Raw genomic sequence first — 20,065 nt, 5'->3', positions numbered from 1 at the left:
GTTCGATGTAGGCAGTCAGGCGACCGCCTGGATGCGGGCGGCTGCCAGCAGCCGCCGGTGATCGGACGCGGTGATACCGAAGCGGCGCTTGTAGCTGCGAGCGAACGCGGTCCGATCCTCGAAGCCGCTCATGCTCGCGATCTCGGCGATCGCGAGCGAACTCGTGCGCAGGAGATCCCGCGCCGCAGCGAGCCTTCGCTCGACGAGGTAGGCGTGCGGCGTGGCGCCGTACACGGCTTCGAACGCGCGTATGAAATGGAAAGGCGAGTAGTTGGCGATGGCCGCCGCCTCGGCGACGCTCAACTCGCGGTGGAAGTTCGCGTACAGGTGATTGCGTGCGCGCTGCAGCCGCACGAATGCATTGCGCCGCTGCTTCCACGTCCGACCGCCACATCGGGCGACAAGCGGCTCGTATTCGAATTGCATCGTCGCCAGATGGACGGCGACGGATGATGCGAAGAGCCGGCTCTCGCACGCCTCTTCGCGCCCACAGCGGAGCGCCGCCAGCAGGTCGTGCCGCAAGGCACGTGCCATGCGCAGCTTGCCGGGAACCAGTGGCGTCGCGATCGGTCGTCCGCACGCGTCACCGAGCAGTTCGCGGATCACGCTACCAGGAGCGGTTGCATACACCCACAAGCCGTCGCCGGCGAGCGCGGCGGACTCGCCGCCCTCGAGGAAGAGGACGGTCGGCGCATCGAGCGTCCAGCGCGAATCCTCCAGCGACACATGCACGCGTCCGCGCACTACGCAGATCGCGGTGGCGTCGTCGGCCCGCGCGGACAGCACGGTGGAGCTTCCCAGCCCGACGACCACTCGCAGGACGTCGCCGCTCGGTGGATTGCCCAGGCGCATGCGCTGGCTCTTGCGTACGCAATGGACTTCTGTCCGCATGTATTCCCCCGTTCGGATGGCCCGCGTGTTGGTCGCACCGGGGCAGTCGAGGGGGCAAACGCCGTTTTCTCCGGGCGAGCGCCACCCATCCGTGACGTGGATTTCGCTCAAAGATAGTGGGCGTATGCGCGGATCACGCGGCGGTCCACTCCGAAGACGAGGGTCTCGGCAGCGGGGCCGCTCACGCCTTGGTAGTGGATGACGAGGCTCTCCACTCCGACGAAGCAGGTGATGAGCCGGAAATGGAGAGTGGGCATCCGGCGCAGGGCCTCCGCCCAATACGCGCGCACGGCGCCCTTTCCGACCAGGCGCCCCTCTGGCACGCCAGCGATGGAAGCGATGAACGGCGACGCGAGCTCGAAATCATCGGCGTAGTGCGCGAGAACGCGATCGACGTCGTGCGCATTCCACGCGTCGATCCATTCGCGCGCGAAGGACGCCGCGAAGGCCGCAGTCAGCATCGTCGTGATCTCCCTGGCCTACCCATCCGGGTGAACGTCGAAATCCCAGCTGCAGCGCCAACAAAGCTGGACGCTCGCGCACCTGGCTCTGGCGCCCGCGTTTCGACGTTCACCGTCGTGATCGCGGCGTCGCCAGTCACGCCCGCGGCATCGCTGATCCAGACGAGGGGCGTACATGCACGGACATTCGAAAAGGGGGGCGCGGCATGGCCTCGTGGCGTGGCTGTCGCTCGCATTGTTCGCAGCCGCGAGCCTGGCGGCGCACGCGTCGACCATCAGGGTGGGTCGATCGGGAGCAGCGGGAGGGTGCGATGCGAGTTCCCTGCAGGAGGCGCTCGACATGGCTGCGACGTCGAGAGGCAAGAGCGAGATCCGGGTGACTCGCGACGTCGACAACGAGGTCTGGAGCGATCAGCGCCTCCACGTGGACGGCATCGATGCCATGATCGTGGGCGGCTATGCGACCTGCCTGGACGACGTCGCCACCGGGCGTTCGACGATCGCAGGCATGAAAGGTGAGCCGCTATTGAAAGTGCGAGGAACGATCGCGCTCGAGCTGCGCGGCTTGAACCTCAAGGGCGGTAGCGCGAGCCAGGACACATTCGGTGGCGTGGTCGATTTTCAGGGGAATGGCGCGCTTCGGATCTCCGATGCGCTGGTAACGGGCGCATCCAGTTCCCATCCGGACCGGGCGGCCGTCGGCGTTCGCGGCGTGCTCGATGCCTCCCTGACCGTGGGCGATGACGTGGCGATCGTCGACAACCTGACGTCGGGACTGATGGCGATTGCGCACGCGCGGTTGGAACTTCGCGGCGAGCGCGTTTCCCTGAGTCGCAACGAGGGCGACGGCCTCTTGCTGCAGAACGTCGAGTCGGCCGACATCGCGCTGGCCGACTCGCACATCTCGCACAACGCGGGATTCGCCCTGCGATACCGCAATCCGGAATGGCCCCTGCCAGGCGACGGCGTCGTGCGCCTGCGATCGACCCGGTCCTCGGCGCCCCTGCACGTTGAAGAGAACCGGACGGGCGCGATCCTCGTCACCGCGACCAATCGCGCGCGGACGTTGTGCATGAGCAACGTCGCCGTGCTCGGCCATGTCGCCTCGGGCTCTCCGCAGGACTTCAACGCGAGCGTCATCCGCATCGACGGGCCGAACGCCCATTTCACGAATGAGTGCGACGCAATCGGCGACGCAAGCGCCCGCGCGTGCATGGCCGCCGTGTGCAACGTCGTCGCGAACAACGTGGCGAATGGACCCGTCATATCGGTGACCGGTGGCGCAACGGCCCGGATCGAGAAGATGTTCGTGCTCGCCAACTCTGCGCCGACGCTCATCGGTGCGAACGACGACCATCGGCCTGGCGAGTCCTTCGTCGGCGTGCGCAACTCCTTGTTCGCCGGCAACGACGTCGGGGATTCGATCGCAACGACGGGTCGCTTCGCGTTCGTGTCGGTGGGCGCGACGACCATCGCCGAGAATGCGGGGCATTTCGGGCGCACCTTCCAGCTCGACGAGGGCGGCCGACTGGCTGTCTCGACCAGCATCGTCGACCAGGAGCAGACCCTGCTGACGGCCGACGGGCCGGGCGCGATGCCGCTCTTCGTTGCCGTGCTCGCCCGGAACATCGGAGATGCGTGGCCGCGCGACGGCGTGCTGATCGGGCGGCCATCGTTCCGCGACAATTCGTTCGAGCTGGAGCCCACGTCGTTGGGTATCGACGCCGCGTCGGCGCAGGGCGGGCTGGACATCAGAGGCCATGCCCGCGACGTCGACCTGCTCGATGTACCCGATGCGCGCAAACCTCGCGATCTCGGCGCGTTCGAGACCCCTGTGCCGCGTCCCGACTCGATCTTCGGGGATGGCTTCGAAGGCTCGTGGCTGCGACGAGACGAGCCGATGCCGATGCCTCGCACGCGACGCGCGCTGCGCGTGTCGCATTAGGCCGCGCCACGACGTTTATCCCTGCGCAAGCAGGACAGGATGCCACTGTTTGCAGTGGCCGCCTGCATGGATCCCCACCTCGCAGCTCCCTACTGCGATGCCATGCAGGCGGCTGCGTTCCGCTTCCGTCGGCGATGTGTCAATTCGCAGCGGTACCGGCAGCGAGCCGTTTCAAGGTCGCGATGACCTCGGGTTCGACCTTCGCGTCTGATCCCGCGAGCTGCAGCGCCTCGGCCGCCGCGCGTTGCGACTCGTCACTGCGACCAAGCCGCGCGAGCGCCGATGCCGCGACATGCTTCATCGTGACGCGCATTTTCACGTTCTGCGGCGACGCTTCGGAAAAGGCCCGCTCGGCGTCCGCGATTTCGTCGAGTGCCGCCTGCGCGTGACCGAGTTCGAGGTTCGACCATGCGCGCTGCAGGCGCGCGACCGCAGTGTCCGCCCAGTGGCCCGCACCGAACCGCTGCATGAGCGCGAGCGCCTTGTCCGCCGTCGCGACGGACTCGGCGTAGCGGCCTTCGCGTCGCTGCACTTCCGCGAGATAGGCATACTGGTTCGCGATCATCGCGCTCTCGTCGCCGGATACGCGCTTCTGCATCGCGATCGCCGCTTCGATATCGACTTTCGCGCCCGCGATGTCGCCCGTCGGCAATCGCAGGCGCGAGCGCGTCTGTAGCAAGCGCACGCAGGCTTCGCTGTCGATCGACTGGCGACGACACGCGTCGATGCCCTCGTCGATCGCTGCGATGGCTTCCTCGCGGCGACCCTGGACGGCGCGCAGGCGGCTCAGCGCGCCCACCGCGAACAGCGTTTCCTTCGCCGTCTCTCCGTAGAGCTGCCGACGCATCGCCAGTCCTCGCAGCACGTAGGGTTCCGCTTCGTCGACGCGCCCTAGCGAAACGAGGTAGCTGCCGAGCAGCCCCACGAACCACGCCGTCTCGCGGTGCGGTCGGTCGTGGATGCGTTCGGACAGCGTTATCGCGCTGCGGTATGCCGCCTCGCCGAGCGCGGCGTCGCCGAGTGAACTGGCGGCATTGCCGATGCCTTCGTACAGCCAGAGGATCTCGCTGCTGACCGGCAGTTCGTGGTCGCGCCAGTACTTCTCGGCGGCCTCACCGCGTTCGAGCGCCTCCTTGAAGCGATGCTTGGCCGCGAGCTGGTCGGATTCGGTGATCATCACCTGGAGCACGACCTCGGGAGGCAGCATGCTGCTCGCCACGGCGCGCTCGCGCAGGCGACGGATGAGTTGCAGCGATCCGTCACCCGCCTCGCCCCGGCGGTCCAATGCGACCGACAGGACCATCAGCGCTTCGTAAGCGGCGCGGGTGTCGCTCGCCAACAGGTTGTCGCGCATCGGCTCCAGCAACGCGACCGCTTCGCTGGGGCGATCCAGGTGTATCAAGGCCTCGGCGCGTTGACGCCGGGCCGTCGTGTACGGATCCTCGCCGACGGTGTAGCGACGGTCCGCGATGTCGATTCCCGTGCGCGTCAGCGTATCCATTTGCGCGTAGGCACCCATCGTCGAGGCGACAGTGGCGAGCGCGCCGACGAACTCGAGCCGGGATTCGTCGGGAAGGTTGCGATCGTCCAGCACGCGCCGCATGCCGACATCGATGATGTCCTCGGGCCTCACGCGCGATCCTTCCGGCTGGCTCTGCTCCGCGGTCTTGAAGACGTCGATCAGCAGGTCGCGCACGGAATTGGCGCGCATCGCTTCCGCGCGGGTCGCGCGCGCCTGCCACAAGGCGCCGCCGAGCGACGCGACAAGGGCAAGCAGCAGCGCTCCCGCGAGACCTGCGGCCAGCCGGTTGCGTCGCAGGAACTTGCGCAACACGTACCAGCGCGAAGGAGGATGCGCGAGAACCGGGCGTCCGTCGAGGTAACGTTGCACGTCGTCGATGAGCGCGGCCACGGACGGATAGCGTTGCTCCGGGCGGACATGGAGCGCACGTTGGACGATCGTGTCGAGGTCGCCGCGCAACACGCGACGCAGGTGCGGCGCGGGTGCGGGCGGCGACAATCGGCTGACTTGCTGCGCTGATGCGATGCTCGCCGACGGTGGTCCCGCATCCGGGCCGGTCGGCCGACTTCCCGTAAGCAGCTCGTGCAGCACGACGCCGAGCGCGTAGATGTCCGCAGCCGTCGTGATCGGGCCGCGCCCGATCTGCTCGGGTGCGGCATAGCTGGGCGTGAGCGCCGCCGTCAGGGTGTGGTTGTCGCCGTCTTCTCCGAGCAGTTTCGCGACGCCGAAGTCGAGCAGCTTGGGTGTGCCGTCGGTGCTGACGAGGATATTGGAAGGCTTGATATCGCGATGCACGATCAGTGCACGGTGCGCGGCTTCCACGGCAGCGGCGGCGCGCACGAACAGTTCGAGGCGGGCGCGTACGCCGAGGCGGTGCGTGCCGACGTACTCGTCGAGTCGCAAGCCCTCCACATACTCGAGAACGAGGTAGGGAATGCCCGCCTCGGTGATGCCGCCGTCGATGAGGCGTGCGATGTTCGGGTGGTTGAGGCTCGCCAGCAGGCGTCTCTCGCGACGAAACAGCTTCTGCTCGACCGCAGAAAACAGGCCTCTGCGAAGCAGCTTCACCGCGACGACCTGTTCGAAATCCGCACCCGAGCGTCGGGCGAGGAACACCGTCGCCATGCCGCCTTGCCCGATCAGGCGCTCCAGCCGGAAGGCGCCGAACTGCTGACCGACGAGCGCGGCCGGCTCGACATGGGTGGGCTGGTTCTCGTTGAGGATCTGCGCGTGGACGAGTGCCGGTTCGTCGAGGAACCGGTCCTCGGCCTGCGCGTCGGCGGCAAGCATTCGCGCCAGCCTGGCCCGATCGTCGGCGTGCAAGTCGTCGCGGGCCAGCCAGCGTCGGCGATCGACGTCGGACAGGGCGATCAGGCTGTCGAATGCGTCGGCAAGCTCGCCAATGGACAAGCGTTCGGTCACGGAAGCCCTCGTCGATGATGCGCAGCGAAACGACCTTCATCGAAGGAAAACGGCGCCAGCGCCGGCGCAGCGCCAATGCATCATGCGCCTTCGTGATGCGGTTCGCCGTGCAGGAAGGCGCGTGCGAAGCGCCATTCGCGGTTGACGGTGCGCGTCGAGATTCCCAGCTGCTCGGCAACCTGCGGCAGCGACAGGCCCGCGAAGTAGTGCAGCTCCACGATGCGGGCGGCTCGCGGCGCTTCGCCCTCGAGTTTGCGCAGGCCGTCGTCGATTTCCAACGCGCGCTGCGCGGTCATGTCGGCGAGCGACGTGGTCTCGGTCGGCAATTCGACCTGCAGCAGGCCGCCGCCGCGCTTGGTGCGCATGCGAGCGCGTGCGCGGTCGACGAGCAGGTGGCGCATCGCCTTCGCGGCGTAATCGAAGAACTGCGCGGGATCGACGAAACGCAAGGACTTGCCGTGCACCATGCGCAGGTACAGCTCGTGCACGAGGCCGGTCGTGTTGATCGAGTCGACGTTGTTGACGAGCTGGTTGCCGGCCATCGTCTTGAGCCTGTCGTAGACTTCGACGAAGAGCTCGTCGCCGGCATAGGAGGCAGGCAGGCGCATCTCCGTGTTCTCGTTGGCGTCGGCCATCGTCGACCTCATCGCTTGTGCGTGCATGTCGCTCCGAGCACTCGTTCGACGTTCTATCCGGGATCGGGCCGGACGCCGTGCAGGAATGCCTTGGACACGATAGAACATACGATATCAGAGTTGCTGAGCGTCCCCATGGAAGAGTGGGCGGACTGGCTGGAGCGGCGCGTCGCCTGCGAGCAGCGACGGGAGCTCATTTCACGACATCTGCTGGGAGAGCCGCGGTCCTGCCGCGCGGCTTGAGCGGAAGCTGCGCGCGGCACCGCGGCACGCCGCGTAGCGGCGCTGGATAGCCACGACACCGCCGGGCGGATGCATTGCTCGCACAGGCTTCGTCCGGGGACCGCACAGCCGACGGCGGCATGGCGCTGCAGTGATGGAACCGACGTTTCTGATCGGCGAACCCACTGTGGAATGCTCCATGGAATTCTTCCTTCGGCTTTCGCTCGCGGCAACCATCGCCGGCACGTCGGCTTTCGGCACTGCTGCAACGCCGCCTCATCCCGACCCCGCGTACGGTGGGCTGGGCGACGGCATCGCGCGCATGCGCATCGATCATGACGACGGTGCCAAGGACGCCGCGGCGACGGCCGTCGGCATGCCGGATGGGCGGCTGCTGCTCGGTGGCGTCACCAGTAATGGCCTGGCGGCCGAGCGACGTTTCGCCGTCGCCATGTTCACGGCGGACGGCAGCCCCGATACGTCGTTCGGTCCCGAGGGCAGTGGACGTTTCGTGATGGGCCTCGGCGACGCGTCGGATCTGGTCGGCATCGCGGCCGTCGACGACGGCAACCTGCTCGTCCTCGGTTCGACGCTGCGCAACGAGGGCGTGCTCGCCAAGCTAGACCGGCGGGGCGCCTACGCAGCGGGGTTCGGCGATGCGGGATTGCGCGTTCTCAAGGCGGAAACGTTCCTCGATGGAGGCACGATCTTCCGGCCGATGCGCCTCCTGCCGCTCCGCGACAGCGGCATTCTGGTCGTGGGGTATGCCATGTCCAATACGTCGGCGTGCACCGGCGTGGCGCGGCTGACGGCGGATGGCGCGTTCGACGAGAGCTTCGCAGGCGATGGGGCGATCTGCATCGCGCCTGCGCGTCGGACGGCCGCAGACGCGGTGTTCGCGTTCGGCAACAACGCGTACGAACGCGACGACGGAAGCGTTCTCATCGTCGGGTCGGCGCATCACGCGACCAGCGCCGATCTCGACATGTTCGTCGCGCACGTCGAGGAAGGCGGCTCGCTGGACGTCGCCTTCGGAGCCGAAGGGACGGGATTCGCATTCGCCAACTTCGGTTCGGGCGACAGCGGCTACGCGCATGGCATCGACGTCGACTCGCTCGGCCGGATCGTGATCGCTGGCCCGGTGTCGCCACCCTCGTCGAATATCGACGTGCACCTTGGCATTGCACGAATGCACGCCGACGGTCGCCTCGACACCGCCTTTGCCGTCGACGGCCGGCGGGAGATCGACGACGCGGTGCTCGGTGCCGGATCGCAGGCGGCACTGGATGTGCGGATCGTTGACGGCGACCGCGTGCTGATCGGTGGCTGGGCGGCCGAGGAAGAGCGTGTCGCGATGACGGTGATGCTGCGCGCCGACGGGCTCCTTGATGACGCGTACGGGCAGAACGGCATCTTTCGGCAGGCCGTGGCGACGGCGCCCGAGGATGGGATCGTCTCCCCCGCACCGCACAGCCTGCTGCTGGCTGGCGACTACCTGTACTTCTTCGGGTCGATCCCCGTCGGCGCGCCGCTCCCCGATGTCAGCCGCAATACCGCCTTCGCGGCGACGCGCTACGTGTTGCCGCTCTTCAACGACGGCTTCGACATCGCGGCCACGCCGAACGCAACCCATCTCTCCGGCTACGTGCAATGACAGCGAACACCACGTGGAAACGATGGAACTCGCGGGAACCCGCGCTCAGCGCGAGCGCGGCGCCGTTGAACGGGAAGTCGCCAGGCGACCCCGGCCCGTCGACGGCGCGGCTTGATCTCCTTTCCGTTCGCCGATCGGCGCTTCGACACGGAGTCGACATGAAAACCTTCAATGCCGTCCGCATCCTCGCGTTCCTGGCCGGTGCGAGCGCGTTCGCCGCGGCGATATCACCTGCACGCGCCGAGGACTTCATCAGCGTAGGCGCCGATGCCGCATGCATGAAGCACACCATCCAGGCCGCCATCGCTTACGCACAGAACCTGGGCGGCTACCGCGTCATCCGGATCTCCAACGACGGCGATCCCGCCAAGGTCTGGCAGGAGAACCTCGTCGTCGAGAATGCCGACCTGGACATCATCGGTGGCTACGAAAGCTGCGACGCAGCCGAACCGAGCGGGCGTTCGACGATCTCCGGCGGCACGCAGGAACAGCCCACGCTGAGAATCCGCGGCAATGGCGTGGTCAACCTGCGCGGACTCGTGCTGCGCGACGGTATCAGGGGCTCGTCGACGTACAACGGCGGAGGCATCTACTACAAGGGGAACGGCGTCCTTGGCCTTCGCGACACGCATGTCGTGGAGAATCGGTCCTCCGGCATCGAAGTGGAAACGAACGGAGGCGAGGCGTTCGTGAGCCTCGAGGGCGGCGTCGTCATCTCGCGGAACCACATCTGGGGTGCGCTGATGAAGGGCCCGGTGACGCTCAGCGTCACGTCGACGTACAACGAGTTCTCGGAAAACGGCGGCGGCGGCTTGATTCTGGACGATGGTGCATCCGTCGACGTGGCGTCCTCCGGAAACGTGTTCCGCGACAACCGCGGTTTCGGCATCGTGATCGGCCAGACAGGTGTCCTGCCGGCCCGCACCAGCCACCTCGAATCAATCACCCCGAGCGACCCGCTCACGATCATCGGGAACGACGAGGGCGCGATCGGCATGTATTCGGATGGTGGACCGATCGCCCTGTGCGCGCGCAACCTGCGCATCGACGCCAACGGCGATGCGATGCATGCGTACCCGACGTTCGACGTGAAGGGCAACGCACGTTTGGAACTGAACACGGCCTGCGACTGGAGCGCACCGGCACCGATCTGCCCTGCGGGCCGATCCCGCTGCAACAGCGTGTCGTACAACTCGCCCGGCGATGGCTATCCGCTGTTCAGGGCCACAGGGGGCGCGGCGATCGTCGTCGATCGCGTGTGGATCGAGAAGAACGCGTCGTCGTCGATCTTCTCGACCAATCTCGGCGCGACGTCGAGCGGCGCCAACATCACGGCGAGCAACACCGCCGTGGTCGACAACACGCTGCGGGACAACGTCGCGGAAGCGTTGAACGGCGGCTTCGTACGGATCGGAGCGTCCACGATCACCGGGAGTGCCGCATCGCCGACGTTCCTCGGCGTGGCGCCCGGAGGGCTCGTCGTCGACGACACGATCGTCGATCGCCCGCAGCTGCTGTTGGAATCGGACCTGCCGGATCGCACGTTTCTGCGCAACGTGCTCTCGCCCCATCGCCTCGGCGCGAACGCGGGCGCCGACATCGTCGAGGGCGAGGTGCGGTTCCTGCCCGACTCGATCTGCCTGCGCGCCGACGCGCTCGGCATCGACCACGCCGGCGATGTGGCGCCGATGCTCGACATCTTCGGAATGCCGCGCGTCGTCGACAACATCCACAGGACCAATATCGGCGGCGCGCGCGACATCGGTGCGTGCGAGAACCCGCTGGTCGACGACACCATCTTCGGGAATGCCTTCGAGGCGGGCGCTGGATGACCGATGGCCCGGGCTGCGATCGCCGCTGCGGCGCGACGACGCGCAAGCGGACCGGCATACGCACGGCCGCTGACGTGCTCTCGGCCGAATCGTCGTTTCGGTCGATGCGCAATCTCCGACGCGGCCGCCGTGCAGGAGAACCGCACCACCGGATACGAGGATGCCGCACATGATGTTGTCCCGCCTTCCCATCGATCGACTCGCCGGCGCGCCCCATCCGCGACTCGATGACGCCGTGTTGCCTTCGGGCCGTCGTGATGACGCTGACCGCTCGTCGCGAGAACGTCGACGCGCCGGATCGCGCTCGCCGGTCGTGCTCGCGCTGACGATGGCCTTGGTCGCGACATCGTGCTGCCTCGTGTCGTCGGCGCGGGCCGAGGCCGGGCGATTCCACGACGCCGTCGCCTATGATCCGGCGAGCGTCGACCTGCACGTCGTCGACGCCGACGACCGCGGCGACGGCCACTGGATCGTGCTCGGTTCCCACATCGACATCGACAACCGCGAGACGCCGTATCTCAGCCTGCGCACGCATGGGGGCCGGCGCGTCGCCGCCGTCGCCCTCGATCCACCCGCCGGCACATCCTGGTCGCCGCGCGGTCTCGTCGTGCTGGAAGGCGCCGCCGTGCTGGTGGCCGGCATCCAGTCCGATCCACAGGACTTCGAGGCTTCGCAGGCGATCTTCGTGGTCCGTCTCGACGACGCGCTGAGTCCGACCTGGTCGCGCATCTTCTCCATCGATGGCGTATCGATCACGAACGCCGCGTTCCGCCCCGCGGCGGGCGGGACCGTCGCGATCACGGGCGGCGTGCAGCGGATCGTGGATGGCACGCTGGAGCCGGCCGACGCGCTGCTCGCGCGGATCGACGGCTCGACCGGCGACGTCGTCGACGCGCATGCGATCGGCACGCCCGCGTGGGACGAGCGCGGCGCGGACATCGCTTTCACGGCGACGGGCAGCGCGTTGCTGCTGGAAGTCAGCCGCGAGGCGGGCACGGGCCGTGCATTCGCAGACGGCATCGTCGGCTTCGACGCGGCCGGCACGTTCGCGGCCGCGCATGTGGCGGGGCATGCAATTGCCTCCCCGATCCGCGCATCGGCGCAGCGCATCCTGGCCGATTCGCGCGGATGGGTAATCGCGGGACGTCGCACCGTGTTCGGCCCGAACGTGTTCTACACGCAGCGTGTGAGTTCCGCTTTCGTACCCATGCCGGTGCGGACGCTGATCCCGTTCTTCAACGTCGCCGACGTCGCGACGGACGGCTCCGACGGCCTGCTGCTGTTCGGCGAAGCCAACTCGGAAGCATCCGACCGCGGCACAGCCCTCATTCGCGTCGACGCGCAACTCGGCATCCGCAGCCAGCATCGGTTCGGCACCCGAAATCTCGACTTTCCGACCGGAGCCATTGCGGCGGGTGATAACGGGCGCGTGATCGCGGTCGGGGGCGCCCGCGACGACGACGGCCTCCGATTCGAATCGATCGACCGCATCGATGCGGTCACGGACGCGTCGTTGTTATGCGACGACGAACCCTACGACGGCTTCTCGGCGGTCGTCGACGGGATCGACTCGTGGCCTGCGTGGGAGCCGGCGGTCGCGCCGGTCGCTCTGTCGTCCGCCGCCGCATCGACGACGTCGCGCACGCTCGATGCGGAGCCGATCGCCGATTGCGCGCATGCGGACGATCGGGTGTTCAGGGACGGCCTCGATTGATGCCCGACGGGCGGCCGTGACGAGCGCTGGCTCGCTCGTCGTCGCCTTCTGGAAGACGACGCATGGTGCTTGGCGCTGCCCAGGCTGAATCGACGTTCCTGACCGTGCAGGTCCCGTAGCGCTCGCGCCGTGCGAGCGCGCCGCAACAGGAGCGTTCATGCACGAGATGCTGGAATCGATTCACACGCCGGTCCGCGCCATGGGATGGATCAGGTCGATGCGATTGCCACGCCGGCTCTGGCCGGCCGCAGTAGTGGCTGCGGCATTCGTCGCCGCTCCCGCGCATGCCTTCATCTACACGGTGGGCAAGAGCGGGCTGTCGAACAACTGCAGTTTCCCGACGGTGCAGCAGGCCCTCACCGCGGCAGCGCGCAACCCGGGCCCCGACGAGATCTGGGTTACGCGCGACGTCGGCGGTGGCTATTACCAGAACCAGGCCCTCGTATCGCCTGCGCAGGATGTCAAGATCGTCGGCGGCTTCGACGACTGCTGGGATGTCTCGCCGGAAGGAATGACCGAGCTGCACGGCAACGGTGGTGCGGCAGCACCGGTGCTCACGCTCAACGGCGGCGTGGTTACCATCGAGAAGCTGCGATTCACGCGTGGAGACGCGACCGGGAGCGCGACGGCTGCAGGCGGCGGCATCCGCTTCGTCGGCAACGGCGTGCTCAACATCACCGACTCGCTGGTCGACCGCAACAACGCGGGGATGGGCGGCGGCATCGCATTGCTCGCGCAGAGCGGCGGCATCTCCCTCAACATTGCGACGACACGCATCGCCGAGAACCACGCCAACACCGTCGGTGGTGGCGTTCTCCTGATGTCGAGCGCGGGCACGGCCGGCTTCACCGTGTGGGAGGACGTCGACATCTCGTCCAACGACGCGACCGAGGGTGGTGGTGGCATCGCGATGAATCCGCAGTCGATGCTGGTCATGGATGGCCATCGCGCCCTGATGGCGGACAACCGCAGCGGTGGCGACGGTGGTGCGATCCTGGCGGTGTCTCCGGTGGTGATGCACCTGTCGCCGGTCGAGACGTCCTGGTCATTCAGCACGTTCGAAGGCAACCAGGCCCGCAACGGCGGCGTGCTCGCGCTGACCGACCATCCGCGCCTGGGCCTTTCCCAAGGCCGCTCGGTCGTGACGATGACGTCCCGGGATAACGACCACCTCAATGCCATGACGCACAACCGTGCGCGCGATCGCGGCGGCGTAATCTACGTACGCCGCGACCAGGCGCCGCTGCATGGCGACGACGTGTCCGATGTCTGCGCGTGGGGTGGCGTGTTCCAGAGCAACGTGGCCGACACTAGCGGAACGATCGTGGCACTCGATGGGCCCGGGGCACGGTTCCGGAACGATCCTTCCTGCTCCACCACGCGCCTGGTGTGCAACTTCGATCGAGGCTGCAGCGTCGTGCACAACAACGTGGATGACTTCGCAGACGGCCATGTGAGCGATCAGGGCGCCCTGTTCGAATCCCGCAACGGCGCGCAGATGGCGATCAAGGACATGACGATCTTCGCCAATGCCATCGCCAGCGTCTTCGCCGTCCGCAACAGCGGCAGCTATCCCACGCCTTCGCTGGTCGTGTCGCAGGCGCTCGTCGTCGACAACACCATCGGGACGGTGCTCTCGCAGTGCGACGGCTGCCTGTTCGAGATGAACGCCTCGACCGTCGCGAAGAATGACGTAGGCCCGACCGTGTTCGAAAACGGTTCGTTCAACTTCTTCCTCTACGACTCGATCGTGGATCAGCCGGGCAGCAATCTGTTCATTTCGGACCCGCTGGAGTCCGGAGGCACGCCGATCTCGGGGCTGCTTTATTCGAGCGTTTACTTTCGCACCAATGACTCGCTCGTCTTCGGCCGGCCGACCTTCAACGGGGACAGCAACAACTACACGCTGAGGGCCGACTCCCTCGGTGTCGATTTCGCCCAGGCTCGTGGCGGCGAGGACATGTACGGTCGGACGCGAACCGTCGACTTTCCGGCCCGGCCGGACGGGTTTGGTCCGCGCGACCTCGGAGCGATCGAGCGGCAGGTCGGCGAGCGCTGAGCGGCGCAGTCCATCGGTCACGGGCCTCGCTCGATGCGGGATGCCGGCTGCGAGCCGGCATCCCCAGTTCGCGCGCGCTCTCGCCCATCCCTCAGCGGACCGTCCCGGACATGGCGCTCTGCGCCGGATTACGGCGTTTCCGTCGTTGTGAGCGAGGAGCGAGCGGCTCCGAGCATTGATGCATCCTGGAGTATCCGTGCAGTCATTCTCTTGTGCGTGGCGTTGCGTCGAAGGCATTTTTCGACGGATGGTCGTCGGTTTCCTCTCGATGGGATGGGTATGGTCGGCGGGCGTGGCATCGGCGGCGTCCTTGAACATTCCGCCGACCCATCCGCGGCTGTGGTTCTCCAATCCAACGCGATTGCAGCAGGCGCGAGACTACTTCGCGACGCGCCCTTTCACGCCGACCAGTCACTACCAGGCGGCACTGCGCAGCGTGCTGACGGGTCGTACCGATGACTGCGAGACCGCCGCGCGCTACATGGCGGCGTGGCAGGCAAGCCCGGGGCCCGGCGGTTTTCGCGACGATGTGCGCCAGCAGGGTGAGGATCTGCTCCTGATCTTCGACTGGTGCTTCGCTTCGTTCACCCCGGACGAACGCACGACGCTCGTCGATCGCTGGAACGGCTACATGGACCGCGAACTCGCGGACGACATCGGCAACGCCTCGGACGAGGCGAACAACTACTGGTGGGGTCGAACGCGCAACCTCCTGATGTGGGGGATAGCGACGCACGGCATCAATCCGCGCGCGCAGGAGTTCATCGATGAAGCGTTGGACGAGCGTTTCGGCAGGCAGTTTGGGGACTGGTACGGCCACTTCGGTCGCGGCGGCGTGTTCGTCGAGGGCAGCACCTACGGCGTCGTGAGCCTGTCGTATCCGATCATTCCGTTCGCGAGCGCTGCCGACTTCGGCTACGACCCGTATGCACACACGCCGTTCTTCCGCGAAGCGATCTACGCGTTGATCTACGGCAGTACGCCCGGGCCCTCCGCGATCACGGGATACCCGATCAACAAAGTCAGCCTGTTTCCGTTCAGCGACGACGACCTCCTGCAGAACGGCGAAGTCATCCATGCGCGCACCTACCTGGGTGATTTCATCCGGTTCATGGCGTCGCGCAGCGCGCCTTCGAACGCGCGGCACGCGCGTGGATGGTCGGCGCTGACGGACGCCGGCCGCCGCTGGCTCTTCGAGGCGCTGGACTCCGGAGCGGGAACGGGCGACTTCGCGGGCCTGCCTCTCGACTACTACGCGCCGGGTGCGCAGGTCGTCGACGCGCGAACCTCGCATGCCGCAGATGCCACCCAGGTCCACCTGCAGCTCGGTACGCCGGGTGGCATCGAGCATCGGCACTGGGACGCGGGCAGCTTCCAGCTCTGGCGCAAGGGGCGCTGGATGACGCGTGAGACGAACGGCTACTCCGACGATATCGTCGCCTACGGCGAACCGAGCGGAAGCGCGGTGGTGGTCGACACGGGTGAAGCGCCGGCGCACAACACGTTGCTGCTGCAGGGGCGCACTACCGGCGTCTGGATCGGCGCGGGCCCGGAGTACATCCCTCCAGGCGGGAACCCGGACGCGGACCAGCCGCGCAGCCTGCCCGACGTGAAGCGACTGCAGCATTCGGAGCAATTCCTGTTCGTCGCCACGGACTATTCCGGCGCGTACAGGAATGGGCTCGATACGCGGGCCGACTGGCCCTACGCGGACAAGGTATGGCGCGAGTTCGTCTTCATTCGCCCGATGCAGGCGCTCGTCGCCCTCGATCGCATTCGTGCTTCCTCCGATTCGCTGAGGCCGTTCTATCTGGGGCCGAACTGGCTATGGGATGGGCCTCACGTGTCCGCCTCGTCCGTCGTGCGCAGTTTCATCACGCATTTCGAGACAGCGCCGGTGATCGCCGGCAACCGGATCACCGCCCTCGTCGGCGCGCAGACGAGCGAGCTCGTGACGCTGCTCCCGCGGGTGCCGGACTTCCGTGTCGTCGACGAGACGCCGCCGCGGGAGCCGGGCGATCCGGCGCCCTATCCCCTGCGCCAATTCCGGGTCGAGCTCGACGATGCCGGCAATGCGGAGAGCTACTTCCTCAACGTGCTCACGGGCTACGACGCCGGCGAGCCGCACCTGTCGGCGAGCCTGACCGAAGACGGAGGACACTGGTACCTGGACATTTCACACCCTTTGCGCGGCTCTGCGCATCTGGTCTTCGCCAAAGGGATGGATTCCCACGGCGGAAGCATCTCGATCGACGGCGGCTCTGCAGCGCCGTTCCGCGAGGACGTGCAGGGCATCCACGTCACCGACGAAGGTCCGATGTGGGATGGTGACAGCAGCGTCGACCGGATCTTCGCGGACGGCTACGAACAGTGAGCGAAGCCGTGCAATCGACATCGCCTTGCGCCACCCGTGCGGCGGTGCACGGCGCTACAGGCGCCGCGGCGGACCTCGCTGGCCCGTGCGCGCATCCACGCGCATCCGCTTCGCACCTTGCACATCCGCTCTGATCGCGTCGCCCTCCGTCCCACCCTTTGCCGACTCCGCATCGCATCGCAACGTGCACAAACGCCTGCCCGGAAAGTCGGCACCGACCGACATCGCTCGGTCGGTCGACGACGGTCGCCGGGCATTGGGCGAGCGCTGGACGCTTGAGCTGCTCCATCCCAGGGAGCAAGCGATCGACGCCGGGGCAGGCGCGATCGTGCACGTCGTCGAAGGATTCGTCCGTGTCGACTACCGTGACTATCGGTTGAGGATTCCGGCCGGCACGACCATCGTATGCCCGTCCGAAGGAGCGCCGCGGCTCGCGTGCATCGCGGGATGGAACCCGCGCCTGTTGCGTATCACGCGCTGGAAGCGAGCGCGCGCGGCAGCCGCCGCACTCATGCCGTCGCGGGCGTCCGACGCTCCTCCAGGCGTGGTGGGCCAGGACGCGCGCATCGATGACGCCATGCGCGCGCTCTCGCGCATGCTCGCCGACGCGAATACCGCCGAGCACGCTCTGGTGGCGGCCGCGCGCCGCGCAATGGCCGCCACGCTCGCGGCCCTGCATCGCTCGAGAGGGCTTGCGCGATCCTGCTCGGGAAGGACGCGCCGGCGACGTCTCGAGCAGTACTCGAGGCTTGCACGTGCGCGCGCGGTGCTCGCCTGGGGCGACGATCCTTCGCTCGACATCGCCGGGGTGGCCGCCATCGCGCACATGTCGACGAGCCATTTCATTGCGCTGTTCCATCGCATTTTCGGTCGACCACCGCATCAGTACCGCATCGAATGTCGCATGTCCCAGGCGCGTCGCCTGCTGCTCGACACCACGTTGTCGACGATCCAGATCGTTCACTGCCTCGGCATCGAATCGACGGCGGCGTTCGCGCGTACCTTTCTTCGCCAATTCGGCTTGCCGGCGTCGTCGCTGCGCCGGTCGCATGTCGACGATGGCCAACGCCTGGAATGATTAATCGGAACATCGTGATTTTCGTAATTTTCGTCATTGCGCAGCGTGTCGTCGGATTCTAATGTTTCGACGCCGCTCCAGCGGCATCCGGGCGGGAGCCTCGCGCAGAGGTTCGCCTGCCCGTTCCCAACCACTGCCAGACCCGAGGTGATCCAGATGGAAACGCAGAAGGAAGCGAAGCTGTTCGCGTTCAAGCTCGCCGGTTCGAAGAACGAAGTCCGTGACGAGACCACGTGGAAGGTTCGCGAAGACGTGGCGAATGCGGCGATGTGCACGGGCCTCGACGGCGACGTGCGCTACCGCATCAATCCGCGCACCGACGGCGGCGTGTACTGCTGATGAAGGAGGCGTGCGCTCGCGGGCCCTCCCGCATTGCGACGCACCTGCCCCACCCGGCATGCCGGGTGGGGTCTTGCAGGCGACACGAGGGACCCGCCAACAGGACGTCGCTGTGCGAGCGCGACGCCGCGGTCACCCGACCTTCGGCGCAGGTGCGGTCCGCATGAGCGCGGCCATGCGCACGCTCGTCGTCTCCAACAGCCTCGATGCGCATGTGGACGCCATCGTGCCGCTCCTGCACGAGCGCGGTTGCGATCCCTTCCGGCTCGATCTCGACGCGTTTCCGCGCGACTACGACGTGGTCCATGGCGGTTCGTGCGCCGGTCGCGACGCGATGACTCATCGTCCGTCCGGCGATTGTCTCGATCTGAAGGACGTTCGGTCGGTCTGGACGCGCAAGAACGCCGACTTCTCGTTCTCGAGCGAACTGCCGGCGCAGGAGCTCGCGTTCGCGCGCATGGAGGCCGAGCATGTGCTGTCCAGCCTCCTGCTCGGCCTGGATTGCTTCTGGATGAACCACCCGACCGCATCGCGAGGGGCCATCTGGAAGGGAGAACAACTCCGGCGCGCAACCCGATTCGGGTTCCGCACGCCTGCCACCATCATCACGAATCGGCCGCAGGCGGCGATCCGCTTCAAGTCCACCGCGCACGGCTCCGTCGTGTACAAGCCGATGTCGGCGTCCGATCTCGGCGCGAGCGCCGTTGCGGCGGACGCGCGCACGACGGGCGTGCTGCCGACGACGGTGATCGGCGCCGGCGAAGAGGTGCTGCTTTCGGCCGTGTCCGAAGTGCCGTGCCTGTTCCAGGCCTACGTGGACAAGCAGTACGAGGTTCGCGCCACCGTGATCGGCGACCGCGTGTTCGCGGTACGGCTCGATTCGCAAAGCGACGAGCGCACGCGCATCGACAGCCGCGACATGAGCGCGCCGATCCGCTACGAGCCCGCGGACCTGCCGGTCGAAGTCGAATCGGCGTGCTTGGCATTCGTGGCGAGCTACGGGTTGGCGTTCGGTGCCATGGACTTCGTCGTGACGCCCGGCGGCGAATACGTCTTCCTCGAGAACAATCCCGCGGGCCAGTTTCTCTACGTGCAGCAACTCGTGCCCGAGCTCGACCTGGCGAGCGCCGTGGCCGACCTGCTCGCGTGGGGCGCGCGATGAGCGCGGACGCCATCGCGCAGGCGTCCTGGTCGGCGATCGAGCGAATCGAGCGGCTGCGCGGCAACCCCGTACTCGTTCTCTTCGCGACGACGATCGATCGCGACATCCTTCCCGACCTCCACGAGGCGTGCATGAGCATCGGGCGAACGGACAGGCTCGACGTCGTCCTGATCACGCGTGGCGGCGTGGTCAACGATGCCCGTCGGGTGGCGCTGATGTTGAGGTCGGTCGCGGGCCATCTGGCCTTCATCGTGCCCCACCATTGCGAATCCAGCGGAACGCTCCTCGCGCTGGCTGCAGACGAGATCGTCGCCGGCGATCTCGCGATCTTTTCGCCGATCGATCCCCATCTGGATGGCGCGGTGGGCGGTGAGGCATCGTCGTTGTCGTGGCTGGATGTCACCTCGTTCTCCGAAATGGCGGATGCGTGGTTCTCGATCGACCGCCGGCAGGCCGGCGTCGAACTGCTGCGACTCCTGTGCGCGTCCGTCTCGGCGCACGCGTTGACGATGTTCTACCGGGCCAGCAAGGAGATGCACGACACGGCCCTCGAGCTGATGGCGCATCCGTTGCGCCGTGCGTCTTCGACGCAACGCGAGCGCATCGTCAGCGAGTTGATGGGCGGATATCGTTCGCACAACTACGCGATCACCGCGCAGCAGCTCGCGGGCCTCGGACTCAATGTCGCGCGTGACACGCACGTGGAGGAAGCCGCGTGGGCGCTGGCGATGTGCCTGCGCGAACATCTCGCGAGC

14 protein-coding genes are annotated in these 20,065 nt (G+C 67.1%); 10 read left to right on the top strand and 4 right to left on the bottom strand.

Annotated features, from left to right (window positions below):
* Nucleotides 1–15: 15 nt before the first annotated feature.
* On the bottom strand, nucleotides 16–1,002 hold the full coding sequence (locus VI238_RS11815; RefSeq protein ID WP_331651568.1) for an AraC family transcriptional regulator: 987 nt from the start codon (nucleotides 1,000–1,002) through the stop codon (nucleotides 16–18).
* Nucleotides 999–1,352, bottom strand: a complete 354-nt coding sequence (locus VI238_RS11810) for a nuclear transport factor 2 family protein (RefSeq protein WP_331651567.1) — start codon at nucleotides 1,350–1,352, stop codon at nucleotides 999–1,001. The genes VI238_RS11815 and VI238_RS11810 overlap by 4 nt, the downstream gene beginning before the upstream one ends.
* A 340-nt stretch (nucleotides 1,353–1,692) precedes the next feature.
* Here VI238_RS11810 and VI238_RS11805 point away from each other — a divergent pair, with 340 nt between their 5' ends.
* Nucleotides 1,693–3,297, top strand: a complete 1,605-nt coding sequence (locus tag VI238_RS11805) for a hypothetical protein (protein ID WP_331651565.1) — start codon at nucleotides 1,693–1,695, stop codon at nucleotides 3,295–3,297.
* A 139-nt stretch (nucleotides 3,298–3,436) separates the two neighbouring features.
* Here the strand turns inward: VI238_RS11805 and VI238_RS11800 are convergent, their stop codons facing one another.
* On the bottom strand, nucleotides 3,437–6,241 hold the full coding sequence (locus VI238_RS11800; protein ID WP_331651563.1) for a protein kinase domain-containing protein: 2,805 nt from the start codon (nucleotides 6,239–6,241) through the stop codon (nucleotides 3,437–3,439).
* Between the two features lie 80 nt (nucleotides 6,242–6,321).
* Nucleotides 6,322–6,876 carry an ECF-type sigma factor gene (locus VI238_RS11795; protein ID WP_331651561.1) on the bottom strand — a complete coding sequence of 185 codons (555 nt, stop codon included), beginning with the start codon at nucleotides 6,874–6,876 and terminating at the stop codon, nucleotides 6,322–6,324.
* Between the two features lie 421 nt (nucleotides 6,877–7,297).
* Here VI238_RS11795 and VI238_RS11790 point away from each other — a divergent pair, with 421 nt between their 5' ends.
* The 9 genes from VI238_RS11790 to VI238_RS11750 all read left to right on the top strand — a co-directional run.
* Nucleotides 7,298–8,752, top strand: coding sequence for a hypothetical protein (locus VI238_RS11790; RefSeq protein ID WP_331651559.1), 1,455 nt, complete (start codon nucleotides 7,298–7,300; stop codon nucleotides 8,750–8,752).
* A gap of 158 nt (nucleotides 8,753–8,910) precedes the next feature.
* Complete coding sequence (locus VI238_RS11785; RefSeq protein WP_331651557.1) at nucleotides 8,911–10,584, top strand: hypothetical protein; 1,674 nt, start codon at nucleotides 8,911–8,913, stop codon at nucleotides 10,582–10,584.
* 334 nt (nucleotides 10,585–10,918) lie between these two features.
* Complete coding sequence (locus tag VI238_RS11780; protein ID WP_331651555.1) at nucleotides 10,919–12,298, top strand: hypothetical protein; 1,380 nt, start codon at nucleotides 10,919–10,921, stop codon at nucleotides 12,296–12,298.
* 157 nt (nucleotides 12,299–12,455) lie between these two features.
* On the top strand, nucleotides 12,456–14,357 hold the full coding sequence (locus tag VI238_RS11775; protein ID WP_331651553.1) for a hypothetical protein: 1,902 nt from the start codon (nucleotides 12,456–12,458) through the stop codon (nucleotides 14,355–14,357).
* A 310-nt stretch (nucleotides 14,358–14,667) separates the two neighbouring features.
* A complete protein-coding gene (locus VI238_RS11770) occupies nucleotides 14,668–16,731 on the top strand; it encodes a hypothetical protein (protein ID WP_331651551.1) in 2,064 nt (687 codons plus the stop codon).
* A gap of 256 nt (nucleotides 16,732–16,987) precedes the next feature.
* Nucleotides 16,988–17,809, top strand: a complete 822-nt coding sequence (locus tag VI238_RS11765; RefSeq protein WP_331651549.1) for a helix-turn-helix transcriptional regulator — start codon at nucleotides 16,988–16,990, stop codon at nucleotides 17,807–17,809.
* 156 nt (nucleotides 17,810–17,965) lie between these two features.
* Nucleotides 17,966–18,148: a hypothetical protein gene (locus VI238_RS11760; protein ID WP_331651547.1), complete on the top strand. Its 183-nt coding sequence runs from the start codon at nucleotides 17,966–17,968 to the stop codon at nucleotides 18,146–18,148.
* 163 nt (nucleotides 18,149–18,311) lie between these two features.
* Nucleotides 18,312–19,310 (top strand): ATP-grasp domain-containing protein, encoded by a 999-nt coding sequence (locus tag VI238_RS11755; RefSeq protein ID WP_331651545.1) that lies wholly within the window; start codon nucleotides 18,312–18,314, stop codon nucleotides 19,308–19,310.
* Nucleotides 19,307–20,065, top strand: a 759-nt coding sequence (locus tag VI238_RS11750; protein ID WP_331651543.1) for an SDH family Clp fold serine proteinase, incomplete at its 3' end; no start/stop codon positions are given. The genes VI238_RS11755 and VI238_RS11750, both read left to right, overlap by 4 nt.

It is taken from the genome of Dokdonella sp., assembly GCF_036518555.1.
Classification (GTDB): domain Bacteria; phylum Pseudomonadota; class Gammaproteobacteria; order Xanthomonadales; family Rhodanobacteraceae; genus Dokdonella_A.
This window is presented reverse-complemented; position numbering and strand designations above follow the sequence as displayed.

What these genes read in the sequence shown, in the direction of transcription:
- VI238_RS11810 (WP_331651567.1), bottom strand. Translation starts at nt 1,352, where the DNA reads ATGCTGACTGCGGCCTTCGCGGCGTCCTTCGCGCGCGAATGGATCGAC.
- VI238_RS11795 (WP_331651561.1), bottom strand. Translation starts at nt 6,876, where the DNA reads ATGGCCGACGCCAACGAGAACACGGAGATGCGCCTGCCTGCCTCCTAT.
- VI238_RS11790 (WP_331651559.1), top strand. Translation starts at nt 7,298, where the DNA reads ATGGAATTCTTCCTTCGGCTTTCGCTCGCGGCAACCATCGCCGGCACG.
- VI238_RS11775 (WP_331651553.1), top strand. Translation starts at nt 12,456, where the DNA reads ATGCACGAGATGCTGGAATCGATTCACACGCCGGTCCGCGCCATGGGA.
- VI238_RS11805 (WP_331651565.1), top strand. Translation starts at nt 1,693, where the DNA reads ATGGCTGCGACGTCGAGAGGCAAGAGCGAGATCCGGGTGACTCGCGAC.
- VI238_RS11760 (WP_331651547.1), top strand. Translation starts at nt 17,966, where the DNA reads ATGGAAACGCAGAAGGAAGCGAAGCTGTTCGCGTTCAAGCTCGCCGGT.
- VI238_RS11755 (WP_331651545.1), top strand. Translation starts at nt 18,312, where the DNA reads ATGAGCGCGGCCATGCGCACGCTCGTCGTCTCCAACAGCCTCGATGCG.
- VI238_RS11785 (WP_331651557.1), top strand. Translation starts at nt 8,911, where the DNA reads ATGAAAACCTTCAATGCCGTCCGCATCCTCGCGTTCCTGGCCGGTGCG.